Annotated in this window: 14 protein-coding genes; 10 read left to right on the top strand and 4 right to left on the bottom strand. The window is 72.5% G+C overall.

What is annotated here, in order from left to right:
* Positions 1-126: 126 nt before the first annotated feature.
* A complete protein-coding gene (locus tag LCN96_RS19305) occupies positions 127-270 on the top strand; it encodes a hypothetical protein (protein WP_225274235.1) in 144 nt (47 codons plus the stop codon).
* A gap of 103 nt (positions 271-373) precedes the next feature.
* Complete coding sequence (locus LCN96_RS19300) at positions 374-1,240, top strand: alpha/beta fold hydrolase (protein WP_225274234.1); 867 nt, start codon at positions 374-376, stop codon at positions 1,238-1,240.
* On the opposite strand, the gene LCN96_RS19295 is transcribed toward LCN96_RS19300, so the two are convergent.
* Complete coding sequence (locus LCN96_RS19295) at positions 1,212-2,303, bottom strand: PucR family transcriptional regulator (RefSeq protein WP_225274233.1); 1,092 nt, start codon at positions 2,301-2,303, stop codon at positions 1,212-1,214. The two genes, LCN96_RS19300 and LCN96_RS19295, sit on opposite strands and share 29 nt — an antisense overlap.
* A 76-nt stretch (positions 2,304-2,379) precedes the next feature.
* On the opposite strand from LCN96_RS19295, the gene LCN96_RS19290 reads away from it, so the two are divergent.
* The 4 genes from LCN96_RS19290 to LCN96_RS19275 all read left to right on the top strand — a co-directional run bounded on the left by LCN96_RS19290 (position 2,380) and on the right by LCN96_RS19275 (position 6,641).
* Entirely contained in the window at positions 2,380-3,297 is a 918-nt protein-coding gene (locus tag LCN96_RS19290) for a proline dehydrogenase family protein (protein ID WP_225274232.1), read from the top strand.
* A complete protein-coding gene (gene pruA, locus LCN96_RS19285) occupies positions 3,298-4,923 on the top strand; it encodes an L-glutamate gamma-semialdehyde dehydrogenase (protein ID WP_225274231.1) in 1,626 nt (541 codons plus the stop codon).
* Between the two features lie 126 nt (positions 4,924-5,049).
* Positions 5,050-6,021, top strand: a complete 972-nt coding sequence (locus LCN96_RS19280; protein WP_225274230.1) for a GlxA family transcriptional regulator — start codon at positions 5,050-5,052, stop codon at positions 6,019-6,021.
* Positions 6,018-6,641: a DJ-1/PfpI family protein gene (locus LCN96_RS19275; RefSeq protein ID WP_225274229.1), complete on the top strand. Its 624-nt coding sequence runs from the start codon at positions 6,018-6,020 to the stop codon at positions 6,639-6,641. The genes LCN96_RS19280 and LCN96_RS19275 overlap by 4 nt, the downstream gene beginning before the upstream one ends.
* A gap of 617 nt (positions 6,642-7,258) precedes the next feature.
* On the opposite strand, the gene LCN96_RS19270 is transcribed toward LCN96_RS19275, so the two are convergent.
* Complete coding sequence (locus tag LCN96_RS19270; protein WP_225274228.1) at positions 7,259-7,843, bottom strand: ArsR/SmtB family transcription factor; 585 nt, start codon at positions 7,841-7,843, stop codon at positions 7,259-7,261.
* Between the two features lie 70 nt (positions 7,844-7,913).
* Between LCN96_RS19270 and LCN96_RS19265 the strand changes: the two genes are divergently transcribed.
* On the top strand, positions 7,914-9,161 hold the full coding sequence (locus LCN96_RS19265; protein ID WP_225274227.1) for an MFS transporter: 1,248 nt from the start codon (positions 7,914-7,916) through the stop codon (positions 9,159-9,161).
* Between the two features lie 56 nt (positions 9,162-9,217).
* Entirely contained in the window at positions 9,218-10,024 is an 807-nt protein-coding gene (locus LCN96_RS19260; RefSeq protein WP_080040917.1) for a serine/threonine-protein kinase, read from the top strand.
* A gap of 144 nt (positions 10,025-10,168) precedes the next feature.
* Here the strand turns inward: LCN96_RS19260 and LCN96_RS19255 are convergent, their stop codons facing one another.
* Positions 10,169-10,915: a lysophospholipid acyltransferase family protein gene (locus tag LCN96_RS19255; RefSeq protein WP_225274226.1), complete on the bottom strand. Its 747-nt coding sequence runs from the start codon at positions 10,913-10,915 to the stop codon at positions 10,169-10,171.
* An 18-nt stretch (positions 10,916-10,933) separates the two neighbouring features.
* Positions 10,934-12,100 (bottom strand): cytochrome P450, encoded by a 1,167-nt coding sequence (locus LCN96_RS19250; RefSeq protein ID WP_225274225.1) that lies wholly within the window; start codon positions 12,098-12,100, stop codon positions 10,934-10,936.
* Between the two features lie 54 nt (positions 12,101-12,154).
* Between LCN96_RS19250 and dhaK the strand changes: the two genes are divergently transcribed.
* Together dhaK and dhaL are read left to right on the top strand one after the other, a co-directional pair.
* On the top strand, positions 12,155-13,135 hold the full coding sequence (gene dhaK, locus LCN96_RS19245; RefSeq protein WP_225274224.1) for a dihydroxyacetone kinase subunit DhaK: 981 nt from the start codon (positions 12,155-12,157) through the stop codon (positions 13,133-13,135).
* The gene (gene dhaL / locus LCN96_RS19240) at positions 13,135-13,752 is read left to right on the top strand and encodes a dihydroxyacetone kinase subunit DhaL (RefSeq protein WP_225276014.1); all 618 of its coding nucleotides are present in this window, start codon (positions 13,135-13,137) and stop codon (positions 13,750-13,752) included. The genes dhaK and dhaL overlap by 1 nt, the downstream gene beginning before the upstream one ends.
* The last annotated feature ends 41 nt before the right edge of the window (positions 13,753-13,793 follow it).

Raw genomic sequence — 13,793 nt, 5'->3', positions numbered from 1 at the left:
CTTCGCCGGCCCGCGACGCGGGTCTCGCGGGGTGGTACGCAGCCGGCGCAGCCCGGAGTTCAACGATCAGGGCACCGGACGGCCGTGCCAGGTCTGACCTCCGCGTACGCGGGCAGCAGGTCCCCCGTGGATCCCCTTAGCAGCCTCGCCCTGGTGGCGCTCCTCGTCGGCATGGCCGTGGCGCTCACGCAGAGAGTCTGGCCGGTGGCGCTCCTCTGCCTCGGGCTGTTCATGGCCCTGCTGGCGGAGGCGGGCGTCATCGTGACATGAGCCGATATGGTCCAGACTCGTATCACGTGTGCGCCGGCGGCCGGCGATGAGTTTCCCGGCCTCGCCCGGTCTACCTCTTCGGTCCATCGACAAGGAGTGACACATGACCGAACCCAGCAGCCACACCCTCGAGGTGCCCGGCGCCACCCTCGCCTACGACGTCCGCGAGGCCGGGGGCAGCGGCGAGCCGATCCTGCTGATGATCGGCTCCCCGATGGACGCCAGCGGCTTCACCACCCTGGCGAGCCACTTCCAGGACCGCACGGTGGTCACCTACGACCCGCGCGGGGTCAGCCGGAGCAAGCGCACGGACGGCCTGGCCGAGTCGACGCCCGAGCTGCACGCCGACGACCTGCACCGGCTGATCGACGCGGTCGGCGGCGGGCCGGTCGACGTCTTCGCCAGCAGCGGCGGCGCGGTGAACGCGCTGGCGCTGGTGGCGCGGCACCCGGAGCAGGTGCGCACGCTGGTGGCGCACGAGCCGCCGGTCGCCAGGGTGCTGCCGGACGCGGAGCGGGCGATGGCCGTGATCAGGGACATGCGGGAGACGTACGAGCGGGAGGGGTTCGGGCCGGCGATGGCCAAGTTCATCGCGACGACCGGCCACAAGGGCGAGTTCCCGGCGGACCCGAAGGAGCTGCCCGTGCCCGACCCGGCCATGATGGGCCTGCCGGCGCAGGACGACGGCTCCCGCGACGACGCCCTGCTCGGCCAGAACCTCATCACGTGCACCCACTACGAGCCCGACTTCGAGGCGCTGCGTGCCACCTCGACGCGGGTGGTGATCGCGGTGGGCGCCGAGTCGGAGGGGGAGATGGCCCGCCGCGGTGGCGAGGGGGTGGCCGCGCGGCTCGGTGCGGAGCCGGTGATCTTCCCCAGCAACCACGGGGGCTTCATGGGCGACGAGTTCGGCATGCCGGGCCAGCCCGAGGCCTTCGCCGCTAAGCTCCGGCAGGTCCTGGCGGGTTAGCGGGGTCCTGGGCGCGCAGCCGGGCGGCTTTGAGCCCCATGTGCACGGCCAGGCGGTCGTCGCCGTCGGACAGGTCGCGGTGCAGCAGCCGCTCGGCCTTGCCCAGCCGGTAGTACAGCGTCTGCCGGTGGACGCCCAGCTCGGCGGCCGTCTTCTGGACGTGGCCGCCGCGGTCGAGGTAGACCTCCACGGTCTGGGCCAGCTCGCTGTCCAGCGCCGCGGTCTCGGCGGCCAGCTCGCGCAGGTCGGCCTGGCCGAGCCGGGCGAGCAGGCGGTGCACGCCCAGGTCCTCCCAGCGGGCGATGGGCGCGTGGCGCGGGAAGTGCTCGGCGATGCGCAGCGCCTGGCGGGCCTCGCGCCAGCTCAGCCAGGCGTCGGCCGGGTCGGCGCGGGTGGCGCCGATGCCGGCCGCGGTGCCGTACGCGCTCTGCACGATCTGCGCGACCTCCCCCGCCAGGTGGGCGGGGGCGAGCAGGGCGACGGGCGAGCCGGCTCGGGCCAGGACGCCGCGCGGGAGCGTCCAGAGCGCCGCCACGCGCTCCGGCGACTCGCGGACGGCGATGGCCGCGACCGGGCCAGGCACCTCGATGGTGGCGCCGGCGCGTTCCTCGGGGTCGGCGGAGAGCAGCGCGCGCAGGCCGTGCCCGAGGTCCTGGCGGCTCCTGGCCTCCTGGGCGAGCGCGGCGGCGGCGCGCGCGACCAGGGGGGCGGCGGCCCGCAGCCGCTCGTCGGTCAGCTCGCCGGAGTCGAGCAGCCACAGGTAGCCGTAGGTGACGTCGGCGTGCCGCAGCGGCCAGCAGACTCTGGCCAGCACCTTCAGCTCGGCGTCGGCGGGGATCCTGACCGGGCCGCCGGCCCTGGCGATGCCGTAGCGTTCGAAGTACTCGCGGACCTCGCCCGTGGCGCGCCGGCGCAGGATCGACTCCTGGCGGACCGTGTCGATGTCGCCGTGCTGCGCGCCGTAGGTCAGCAGCCGGAACGAGCGGTCCTCCAGCGTCGCGGACGCCCCCAGCCGGGCGGCGATCTCATCGACGATCTCTTGTAGGTCAGCGGAGTTGTGCATTTGTACGACAGCCTGCCACAACCGGCGTTACGCCCGTCGATGGCCCCCTCTGAGCTGCGGTTTCTACACTGAACGCATGCTGGGTCAACTGCTGCTCGCCGCTTCGAGGAGCGGCGTCGTACGCCGTACCGTGTCAGGATTCCCGCTCACGAAGCGGGTCGTGCAGCGGTTCGTCGCGGGCGAGGGCGTCCAGGAGGCCCGCGCCGCGATCGAACGCCTGCGTGACGCCGGCCTCGCCGTGACCGTGGACCACCTCGGCGAGGAGACGCTCGACGCGCGCGCCGCCGAGGACACCGCCGACGCCTACCTCACGCTGCTGCGGGCCGTCGAGCCGCTCAAGCTCGGCAGCCGGGGCGAGGTGTCGGTGAAGCTGTCGGCCGTCGGGCAGCGGCTCGACGAGTCCATGGCGCTGGAGCACGCCCGCGAGATCTGCGCCGCCGCCGCTGCCGGCGGCTCCACCGTCACCCTGGACATGGAGGACCACACCACGGTCGACTCCACGCTGTCGATCCTGCGCAAGCTGCGCGAGGACTACCCCGCCACGGGCGTGGCGATCCAGGCGTACCTGTTCCGCAGCGAGCAGGACTGCCGCGACCTGGCCTCGGAGGGCTCCCGCGTACGGCTGGTCAAGGGCGCCTACCGCGAGCCCGCGTCGGTCGCGCACCAGGGCAAGACGAACGTGGACAAGGCGTACGTGCGATGCCTGCGCATCCTCATGGCGGGGAAGGGTTACCCCATGGTGGCGACGCACGACGACCGCATGATCGCGATCACCGAGCTGCTCGCCGACCGCTTCGGAAGGACGATCGGCGACCACGAGTTCCAGATGCTCTACGGAATCAGGACCGACCGGCAGGAGGCCCTGGCCGGGGCCGGTCACACGGTCCGCGTGTACGTCCCCTACGGCGACGACTGGTACGGCTACTTCATGCGCCGCCTGGCGGAGCGCCCGGCCAACGTCGCCTTCTTCCTTCGTGCCCTTGGGGGTAAGTAAATGGATGCCATCAGCAACGTCCCCGTGCCCGCGAACGAGCGCGTGTACGGCTACGCGCCCGGCAGCGCCGAGCGGGAGACGCTGGCGGACCGCATCAAGGAGCTGGCCGGCGCGTCGCTCGACCTGACCATGACCATCGGCGGCGAGCAGCGGCTCGGCGGCGGCGCCCCCATCGACGTCGTGCAGCCGCACAACCATGCCTCCGTCCTGGGCCGTACCAACGACGCTACGGCCCAGGACGTGCAGGACGCGATCTCCGCGGCGCTGCAGGCGGCGCCGGCGTGGCGGGCGCTGTCGTTCGACGAGCGGGCGGCGATCTTCCTGAAGGCGGCGGACCTGCTGGCGGGCCCCTGGCGGGCGACGCTGAACGCGGCGACGGTCCTGGGGCAGTCGAAGTCGGTGCAGCAGGCGGAGATCGACGCGGCCTGCGAGCTGATCGACTTCCTGCGCTTCAACGTGGCCTACGCCCGGCAGCTCTACGCCGACCAGCCGATCTCCTCGCCCGGCGTGTGGAACCGCATGGAGTACCGCCCCCTTGAGGGTTTCGTGCTGGCGATCACGCCGTTCAACTTCACCGCGATCGCCGGCAACCTGCCGACCTCGGCCGCCCTGATGGGCAACGTCGTGGTGTGGAAGCCGTCCCCGACGCAGCAGTTCGCCGCGCACTTCACGATGCGGCTGCTGGAGGAGGCGGGGCTGCCGCCCGGCGTGATCAACCTGGTGACGGGCAACGGGCAGGCCGTCTCGGAGGTGGCGCTCGGCCACCCGGCGCTGGCCGGCATCCACTTCACCGGCTCGACCGCGACGTTCCAGCACCTGTGGCGCACGATCGGCACCAACATCTCCGCCTACCACGGCTACCCGCGCCTCGTCGGGGAGACCGGCGGCAAGGACTTCGTGCTCGCCCACCCCTCCGCCGACCCGGCGGTGCTGACGACGGCGCTGGTCAGGGGCGCCTTCGAGTACCAGGGGCAGAAGTGCTCGGCGGCGTCGCGGGCGTACGTGCCGCGCTCGCTGTGGAGCCGCATGCGCGACGAGTTCGTCGCCGCCGCCGAGTCGCTGACCGTGGGTGACGTGGCGGCCGACCTGTCGACGTTCATGGGCGCGGTCATCGACGGGCGGGCCTTCGCCAAGCACAAGGAGGCGATCGACCGGGCGCGGGCGGCCTCCGGCATCGAGGTGCTCACCGGCTCCTACGACGACTCCGTCGGCTACTTCGTCAAGCCGACCGTCCTGGAGTGCGCGGACCCCGCCGACGAGATCTTCGTCAAGGAGTACTTCGGGCCGATCCTCGGCGTGCACGTCTACGAGGACCGCGACTACGACCGGGTCGTGGACCAGATGGAGGGCATCGCCCCGTACGCGCTGACCGGGTCGATCATCGCCCAGGACCGGTACGCCATCGCCGCGGCGGCCGAGCGGCTGCGGTTCGCGGCGGGCAACTTCTACGTCAACGACAAGCCGACGGGCGCCGTCGTGGGCCAGCAGCCGTTCGGCGGCGGGCGCGCGTCCGGCACCAACGACAAGGCCGGCTCGATCTTCAACCTGACGCGCTGGGTGAGCGCCCGCGCGATCAAGGAGACGTTCGTGCCGCCGACCGACCACCGTTACCCGCACATGGGCTGAGCGCCCATCGCCGGCGAGAGCCCCCGGGTCCTGCCCCCGGGGGCTCTCGCCGTCCCCGGAGCGGTGGCGTAATCTGCAATATTCGTGTCGTTGACGCCATCCCCGGGCGCGACCAGCATGAAAGACATGCAACGACGGATCGTGATCGTCGTCTTCCCCGGGTTCCAGCTCCTCGACATGGCCGGCCCCGCCGACGTGTTCGGGACGGCGGCCCTGCTCTCCCCCCGCGACGGCTACGCGGTGGAGATCGTCAGCCCGGCCGGCGGCGCCGTGCCGGCGGGGAACGGCGTCACGGTCATGACCGGCGCGCTCGGCGACGTCACGGGCCCGATCGACACGCTGCTGGTGGCGGGCGGGCTGAGCGTGCCCGAGCAGGTCGAGGACCGGGAGCTGATCGCCGGTATCCTCCGCCTGGCCGCCGCCGCCCGGCGGGTGGCCTCGGTCTGCAACGGCGCGTTCCTGCTGGCGGAGGCCGGGCTGCTGGACCGGCGGCGGGTCACCACGCACTGGCTGGCGGCCGGCGAGCTGGGCAGCCGCTACGCGGCGGTCGAGGTGGACCCCGACCAGCTCTACATCGAGGACGGCGACGTCTGGACGGCGGCGGGCGTGCTGTCCGGCGTGGACCTGGCGCTGGCGCTGGTCACCAGGGACCACGGCCACGAGCTCGCCACGAACGTCGCCCGCGGCCTCGTGGTGTACCTGCACAGGCCGGGCGGGCAGAGCCAGTTCAGCACTCCGATGCGGGCCATGACGCCGCGCAGCGAGCCGCTCAGGGAGCTGCAGGCCTATATCGACGCGAACCCGGCGGCCGACCTCAGCGTGCCCGCGCTGGCCGCCCGCGCCGGGATGAGCGAGCGGCACTTCTCCCGCGTCTTCACCGAGCAGACCGGCCTGTCACCCGGCCGGTACGTCGAGCGCAGCCGCGCCGACGCCGCCAGGCGCCTGCTGGAGGTGACCGGGCTCCCGCTGGCGGCGGTGGCCAGGGAGTCGGGCCTCGGCACGCAGGAGACGCTCTACCGGGTCTTCCGCCGGCACTGGCGGATCTCGCCCGGCGACCACCGCAGGCGGTTCCACTCCAAGGAAAGGCGAGGCCCATGAACGTCGCGATCCCGCTCTATCCCCGGTTCACCGCGCTCGACGCGGTGGGGCCGTACACGGTGCTGGCCTTCGCACCGGGCTGCACGGTCACGTTCGTGGCAGGCCAGGTGGGCCCGGTCGCGGACGACCACGGCACGCTGGCGATCACCGCCACCGCCTCCTACACCGACCTGCCCGAGCCGGACGTGATCGTGGTGCCCGGCGGCAGCGGCACCTTCGACGCGCTGTCGGACGAGGCCCTGGTCGGGTGGATCAGGCAGGCGCACGAGCACACGCGGTGGACGACCTCGGTGTGCAGCGGCTCGCTGCTGCTCGGTAAGGCGGGGCTGCTGGACGGGGTGCGGGCCACCTCGCACTGGGCGGTGCTGGACGAGCTGAAGCGGTACGGGGCCGAGCCGGTGAGCGAGCGCGTGGTCACCGACGGCAGGATCGTGACGGGGGCGGGGGTGTCGGCGGGCATCGACATGGCGCTGACGCTGCTGGGGCAGGCGCGCGACGAGGAGACGGCGCGCAGCGTGCAGCTCATGATCGAGTACGATCCGCAGCCGCCGTTCGACTCCGGCTCGGCCGGCACGGCGTCCCAGGCGATGATGGAGCGCGCGCTGAGCCTGCTCCCCTGAACGGCCGAGCCTGCTGCCCTGAAGTGCCTGCCTGAGCCTGCTCCCCTGAACGGCCGAGCCTGCTCCCCCCAGTGCTGAGCCTGCTCCCTGAACGGCCGAGCCTGCTCCCCCGAACGATCGAGGAGCCGGCGCCCCCGTCCCTCCAGCCCGGGGCGAGGGCGCCGCCCCTCCGGGCCCTATGTCCGGTGGACCCGGAGGCTCGCCGTCCGCCTGACGCGCGGACCGCCCCCACGCCGATGGGCAGCGGCGCCGCCGAACATCGCCCGCTCCGACGGCGGCGCCGCGCCCGGTATCCCGGCACACGACCGGACGTGCCCGGACCGCGTACGGGCGCGCTCGCGCGCGGGCGAGCCCCCGCCTGCCGCCCATGGGAGCGACCCGCGCCCGCCGGCCTTGGAGCGTTCCAGGAGGCCGGATGGGGTGCGAGGCCCAGGGTCCGCGGTCCGGCCACCACCCGTGTCGGTGCTGCGTGCCATGGTCGTCTCCTACCTCGGTTGAGCACTGCTCGTGATAGGCCGGGTGCCGATGAAACTAAGGGGTCGCGGGAAGCCGTGGCTTCAGGGCGGCACCTAGGGAAATCCCTAGGTTGTGATCGCCGCCGCACCCCTGACCCGGCCTCAGCCGCCGCCCCCCACGCCCGTCGGCAGCACGTCGAAGTGCACGATGACGTGGCCGGTCGAGTCGTTCTCCCGGGTGTCCGACAGCGCACGGTACCGCTCCAGCACCTCGAACACCTGGTCCCGCATCGACGCGGTCTCCTCGGGCGTGAGCCGCAGGGAGCGCCGCCCGTACACGCTGGCCTGCACCCACTCCTCGGGCGCCGTCTCCGACTCCGCGCGCCAACGGGACAGCTCCGCGCCGCGCGTGCGCACCAGGTCGTCGAGCAGGTAGTCGAGCGCGCCCGCCACCTCGGGGTCGGCGGGGCGCGCCTCGCCGTAGGAGAAGCCGCCGGGGACGACGCGCCAGTACTTCTCCTTGCCGCGCCCCATGCCGGCCACGACCTCGATCATGCCGTGCTTGGCCAGCTCCCTGAGGTGGTAGCTGGTGGCGCCGGTGTTCTGACCGAGCAGGGCGGCCAGGCCGGTGGCCGTCGAGGGGCCGTGCTCGTCCAGCAGCTCGTAGATGCGCAGGCGCAGCGGGTGGGCGAACGACTTCAGCGCGTTGGCGTCGAGCGTACGGGCGGAGAAGGACTTGATCTGCATGACTGTGCAAGCCTATCTTTGCAAAGAAACCTGTGCACACTTTTCCTTACACACTTTATCGGAGTCGGCTGTGGAACGTCTCGGGCGATCGTTCGCCTTCCTCTGGTCATCCACGGGTGCGTCCAACCTGGCGGACGGCGTACTGAAGATCGGGGCGCCGCTGCTGGCCGTGACGATGACCCGCTCCCCCACCCTCGTCTCCCTCGTCGGAGCCGCCACCACGCTGCCCTGGCTGTTGCTGGCCCTGCACGCGGGCGCCGTCGCCGACCGGGCCGACCGGCGCTGGATCATGGTCGTGGCGAACCTCGTCCGCGCCGCCCTCCTGGCCGCCGTCACCGTCCTGGCCGTCCTCGGCGCGCTGAACCTCTGGCTGCTGCTCGCCGCCGTGCTGCTGGCCGGGGTGTGCGAGGTGTTCGCGGACCTGTCGGCGCAGTCGGTGCTGCCCATGACCGTCCCCGAGGGGGAGCTGACCAGGGCGAACGGCCGCGTCTCCACCGCCCAGCTGATCGGCAACGACTTCGTCGGCGCTCCCGTGGCGGGGCTGCTCGTCGTGGCGCTGCCCGCCGCCGTCTTCGGCTCCCCCGCCCTCCTGTACGGCGCCGCGGGGCTGCTCCTGCTGGGCATGCGCGGCACGTACCGGCTGCCGGGGCCGTCCGCGCGCCGCCCGATGCGGGCTGACATCGCCGAGGCCCTGCGTTACCTGTGGGGCCACCGGATCCTGCGCAGCCTCGCCGTCACCGCCGGCCTGCTCAACCTGGCCAACGCCGGCTACTTCGCCGTCTTCGTGCTGTGGGCGGTCGGCGACGGCTCGCGCATCGGGCTGGAGCCCGGCGAGTACGGCCTGATGACCACGGCCTTCGCGGTCGGGGCGGTGTTCGGGTCGCTGCTGGCCGGGCGGGCGGCGGCGCTCTTCGGCGAGCTGGGCACGCTGGTGGGCAACTGGCTGCTCGTCAGCCTGCTGCTCCTGGTGCCGGTGCTGGCGCCGTCGCCGTGGACGCTCTACCCGGTGGCGGTGCTGTGGGGCCTGCTCGGCGCCGCCGGGAACGTGCTGTTGATCTCCACCCGGCAGCGCCTGATCCCGGCGGAACTGCTCGGCCGGGTCAATTCGGCATACCGCCTCATCGGGATGGGTGGCATGCCGCTGGGAGCGGCCCTGGGCGGCGTCGTGGCGGAGCTGGCCGGCCTTACGGCCGCCCTCGTGGGCGCCACAGGAGTATGTTTGGTGGCAGTCGGTCTGGTGTGGCGCGCTTTGTCAGATCAATTTTCTGGGCCTCTGACCAGCGAACCTACACTTTCCGACATATCCAGATCACGTTAGGCACCCTACAGCCTGTGCTGAGGTGACATGATTATCCCCGAGCTTGAGGGGATGGTATGCGGAAGATCGGCGGACGGTACCTCCTGAACGAGGAGGCCGGTCGTGGGGGTATGGGAGTCGTCTGGCGGGCGTTCGATCAGCTCCTCCACCGTACGGTGGCGCTTAAGGAGCTGACCTTGGCCGGTGAGGCCGAGATGGTGCGCCGCCGGGTGCTGCGTGAGGCCCGGATGGCCGCCGGGCTGACGCACCCCAACATCATCACGGTCCACGACCTGATCGAGGAGGGCGGCAAGCTCTGGATCGTGATGGAGTACCTCGACGGGCTCTCGTTGCACCAGTTGCTCTCCCAGGTGGGCACGCTGCCCGCCCAGTCGGTGGCGGCCATCGGCCAGCACCTGCTCGCGGCGCTGCGCACCGCCCACCAGGCCGGGGTGCTGCACCGTGACGTCAAACCCGCCAACGTCATGCTGACCGGCGACCGGGTGGTGCTGACCGACTTCGGCATCGCGACGGCCGAGGGCGACATCCGCATGACCACCTCCCGCCGCCTGCGCGGCACGCCCGCCTTCATGGCGCCCGAGCGGCTGCACGGCGGGCCGGCCAGCAAGGAGGCCGACATGTGGTCCTTCGGCGCCACCCTCTACAGCGCCATCGAGGGCCAGCCGCCCTACCCGGGGCAGGACGCCGCCACCGTGCTCGGCATGGCCCGCAGCGGGCCGTATCCGCCGCCCCGGCGGGCCGGGGTGATGCGGCCGCTCATCGAGGGGCTGCTGCATCATGATCCGGTGCGGCGGTATACGCCGGAGCAGACGGCTGGGTTGCTGGCGGGCATGCGGGCCAGCGCCTACCAGGCCGCGATCTGAGCTGCGCCGGGCCGCGGCGCTTCGGCGGGTGCGGCCCGGAGGCCCGGACGGCGTTGCGCGCCCGCTGAGCGCCGGTGCGGCAGGACGCGGCAGGCGACGCGACGGCGGACAGCCGGTCGGCCGGAAAGGCGCCCAGCCCGGGGATCAGTCGCGCTTGGCGCGGGCCTCGGCCTCGGCGGCGTCCATGGCGGCCGCCTCCTCGGGCGTCGGCGCCGTGCCACCGAGATGGGCGGGCTGCCACCACACCCCCTGCGGCACCTCCGGATACGTCCGCTGCGCCCGATCCACCAGCTCGGACAGCCGGGCGTGCAGATCGGCGGTGTGCTCGTTGACGTTCTCCCCGCGCTTGGGGTAGATCGGCTCCCCCACCAGGATGGTGAGCGGCACGTGCCGCTGCAGCAGTCTGCGCGGCCGCCCCTTGGTCCACAGCCGCTGGCTGCCCCACAACCCCACCGGGATGATCGGGGTGCCCGTGGCCATGGCCATGCGGATGGCCCCGTTCTTGATCTCCTTGACGGTGAACGACCGGCTGATCGTGGCCTCGGCGAAGACGCCGACGACCTCGCCCGCCTTCAGCATGCGCAGCGCCGTGGCGTACGAGCCCGCGCCCGCCCCCCGGTCGACCGGGATGTGGTGCATCCCGCGCATCAGCGGCCCCGAGATCCGGTGCGTGAAGACGTCCTCCTTGGCCATGAAGCGCACGAGCCGCTTCGACGGCAGCGCGGCGAAGCCCGCGAAGATGAAGTCGAGGTAGCTGATGTGGTTGCTCACCAGCACCGCTCCCCCGGACCGCGGCACGTGCTCGGTGCCCTCCATGCGGAAGCGGATGTCGAGCACGCGAAAGAGGGTCCGCGCGGCGGCGATCACCGGCGGGTACACGATCTCAGCCATGTGCGAACGGTAACCTACTCAGGCGGGTGTCACGGTAGTGGGGAGGCTGACCATGCCTCTGACGTTGCCGTGCGCGGTGCGCCTGATGCCGGCCGGATCGACGTCGTAGCCGGGCTCGACGGCCTTCGTCAGCTCCTCCAGGGCGATCCGGGCCTCCAGCCGGGCGAGGGGGCCACCGAGGCAGTAGTGGCGGCCGGAGCCGAAGCTGATGGCGCGGCCGGTGTCGCGGCTCAGGTCGTAGGTGCCGGGGTCGGGGAAGACGGCCTCGTCGCGGTTGGCGGAGCCGATCAGCAGCCACATCCTGGCGTCCTTGGGCACACGTACGCCGTACCAGTCGGTGTCGCGCGTGAGGCGGCGGGCGACGCCGTGCGCGGGCGTGTCGTAGCGCAGCGTCTCCTCCACCCACGCCTCGATCGCCCCGTCGAAGGCGGCGGCGCGCTGGCCGGGGTTGCGCCACGCCCAGTACCAGGCGGCGCTGAGCAGGTGGGTGGTGGTCTCCGCGCCGGCGCCGATGAGCAGGAAGAGGAAGGCCACGATGTCCTCGTCGGTGAGCCCGTCGTCGGCGACGAGCACGGAGACGAGGTCGTCGCGGGGCGACTTCCTGCGTTCTGTGATGATCGAGCGGTAGTAGTCGCCGAGGCCGATGACGCTCTTGAGCCCGTCCTCGGCCATCCTGCCTTCGGGGTCGTAGACGAGCAGGGCGCCGAAGTTCCTGCGGACGTGCGCCCGGTCGGACGGCGGCACCCCCACCAGCTCGGAGATCACGTCGAGCGGCAGCCTGGCCGCGATCTCCCGGGCGAAGTCGAACGTGCGCCGCTCGACCGCCCGCTCGATGTGGCCGCGGGCGAGCTGCCTGATCATGGGTTCGAGCGCGGCCACCCGGCGCGGGGTGAACCCGCGCGAGATGGCGGCGCGCATGCGGGTGTGCTCGGGCGGGTCCATGGCCACGAACGACAGGAACGTGCGCGCGTGCGGCCCCCACGCGCCCGGGTCCAGCATGGGGCCGTGATCGCTGGACAGCAGCGAGCTGTCGCCGAGCGCGGCCGAGACGTCGGCGTGGCGCGACAGCGCCCAGAAGCCGAGGCCGGGATTGTGGTACAGGGGCGCGTGCGCACGCAGCCGGGCGTAGACGGGGTAGGGCTCGTCGTTCACCGCGGGGTCGTACGGGTCGTAGACGACATCCACGCCGCCCACGCTACGACGCTTGCGCGGTCGTGAAAACGGGCAGATGTTTTGACCATGAAGAAGCTCATCAACTCGGCCGACTCCGTGGTTGAAGACGCGTTGAACGGCATGGCGGCGGCCCACCCGTCGCTGCGCATCCGCGACCAGGTGGTCTACCGGGCAGACGGCCCGCGCCAGGGGAAGGTGGGCCTGGTCTCCGGTGGCGGCTCGGGGCACGAGCCGCTGCACGCCGGGTTCGTCGGGTACGGCATGCTCGACGCCGCCTGCCCCGGTGAGGTCTTCACCTCACCCGTCCCCGACCAGATCATCGACGCCACGAGAGCCGTCGACGGCGGCGCGGGGGTGCTGCACATCGTCAAGAACTACACCGGCGACGTGCTCAACTTCGAGATGGCCGCCGAGCTGGTGGAGGACGTCGAGGTGACCAGCGTGCTGATCGACGACGACGTGGCCGTCCAGGACTCCCTCTACACGGCGGGCCGCCGCGGCACCGGCGCGACGCTGTTCGTGGAGAAGACGGCCGGCGCGCTGGCCGAGCGGGGCGCCGCGCTGAACGAGGTGGCGGCCGTGGCGGCCGAGGTGAACGAGCGCAGCAGGTCGTTCGGCATCGCGCTGTCCTCGTGCACGGCCCCGGCGGCCGGGAAGCCCACGTTCGACCTGCCGGAGACGGACGTGGAGCTGGGCATCGGCATCCACGGCGAGCCGGGGCGGGCCAGGGTGACGATGGTGTCGGCGCGCGAGCTGGCGGGCGTGGCCATGGAGGCCGTGCACAGCGACCTGCCGCTCCAGGGCGACCTGCTGGTGATGGTGAACGGCATGGGCGGCACCCCCCTCATGGAGCTGTACGTGGTCTTCGCTGAGGTGGCGGCGTTCGTCAAGGGCAAGGGGGCGCGGGTGGCCCGGTCGCTGGTGGGCAACTACGTGACGAGCCTGGAGATGCAGGGCTTCTCGGTGACCGTCTGCCGCCTCGACGACGCGCTGACCCGGCTGTGGGACGCGCCGGTCGAGACGCCCGCCCTGCGCTGGGGGCGGTGATGGAGACCGCGCTGTTCGTGGCCTGGTTCGAGGAGTGCGCCAGGCTCGTGCGCGCCGACCGCGACCGGCTGACCCGGCTGGACGCGGCGATCGGCGACGCCGACCACGGCACCAACCTCGACCGCGGCTTCACCGAGGTGCTCAAGGCGCTGGCCGACTCGGCGCCCGGGTCGGAGGCCGAGGTGCTGACGACGGCGGGCGCGACGCTGATCCGCCGCGTCGGGGGTGCTTCCGGGCCGCTGTACGGGTCGCTGTTCCGGCAGATGGGCAAGGCGCTGGAGTCGCCGGTGACGCTGGCCGCGTTCGCCGCGGCGTTCGAGGAGGGCGTGGTGGCGGTCGAGCGGCTGGGCAAGGCCGCGCTGGGCGACAAGACCATGGTGGACGCGCTGGCGCCCGCCTCGCGCGCGCTGGCCCTGGCCGTACGCGACGGCGTGGGCGTCCGCCAGGCGCTGGACCAGGCGGCCCGCGCGGCGGCGGAGGGCTCCAAGGCCACGATCCCGATGCAGGCCAGGAAGGGGCGGGCCAGCTACCTCGGCGAGCGCAGCATCGGGCACGAGGACCCTGGCGCGGCGTCGGCGACGCTGATCATGGCCGCGCTGGCCGGCGTGGCGGGCTAGCCGGTGCCCCGGGTGGCCGGTGGTACGACGACGGGAGGTGG

It is taken from the genome of Nonomuraea gerenzanensis (assembly GCF_020215645.1).
GTDB classification, from domain to species: Bacteria; Actinomycetota; Actinomycetes; order Streptosporangiales; family Streptosporangiaceae; genus Nonomuraea; species Nonomuraea gerenzanensis.
Note: the sequence above shows the minus strand (reverse complement) of the source record. Positions and strands in the feature narration are given on the sequence as shown.

Coding starts and splice junctions, on each gene's coding strand:
- LCN96_RS19275 (WP_225274229.1), top strand. CDS start 6,018: ATGAACGTCGCGATCCCGCTCTATCCCCGGTTCACCGCGCTCGACGCG.
- LCN96_RS19295 (WP_225274233.1), bottom strand. CDS start 2,303: ATGCACAACTCCGCTGACCTACAAGAGATCGTCGATGAGATCGCCGCC.
- pruA (WP_225274231.1), top strand. CDS start 3,298: ATGGATGCCATCAGCAACGTCCCCGTGCCCGCGAACGAGCGCGTGTAC.
- LCN96_RS19260 (WP_080040917.1), top strand. CDS start 9,218: ATGCGGAAGATCGGCGGACGGTACCTCCTGAACGAGGAGGCCGGTCGT.
- LCN96_RS19280 (WP_225274230.1), top strand. CDS start 5,050: ATGCAACGACGGATCGTGATCGTCGTCTTCCCCGGGTTCCAGCTCCTC.
- LCN96_RS19300 (WP_225274234.1), top strand. CDS start 374: ATGACCGAACCCAGCAGCCACACCCTCGAGGTGCCCGGCGCCACCCTC.
- LCN96_RS19270 (WP_225274228.1), bottom strand. CDS start 7,843: ATGCAGATCAAGTCCTTCTCCGCCCGTACGCTCGACGCCAACGCGCTG.
- dhaL (WP_225276014.1), top strand. CDS start 13,135: ATGGAGACCGCGCTGTTCGTGGCCTGGTTCGAGGAGTGCGCCAGGCTC.
- LCN96_RS19290 (WP_225274232.1), top strand. CDS start 2,380: ATGCTGGGTCAACTGCTGCTCGCCGCTTCGAGGAGCGGCGTCGTACGC.
- dhaK (WP_225274224.1), top strand. CDS start 12,155: ATGAAGAAGCTCATCAACTCGGCCGACTCCGTGGTTGAAGACGCGTTG.
- LCN96_RS19255 (WP_225274226.1), bottom strand. CDS start 10,915: ATGGCTGAGATCGTGTACCCGCCGGTGATCGCCGCCGCGCGGACCCTC.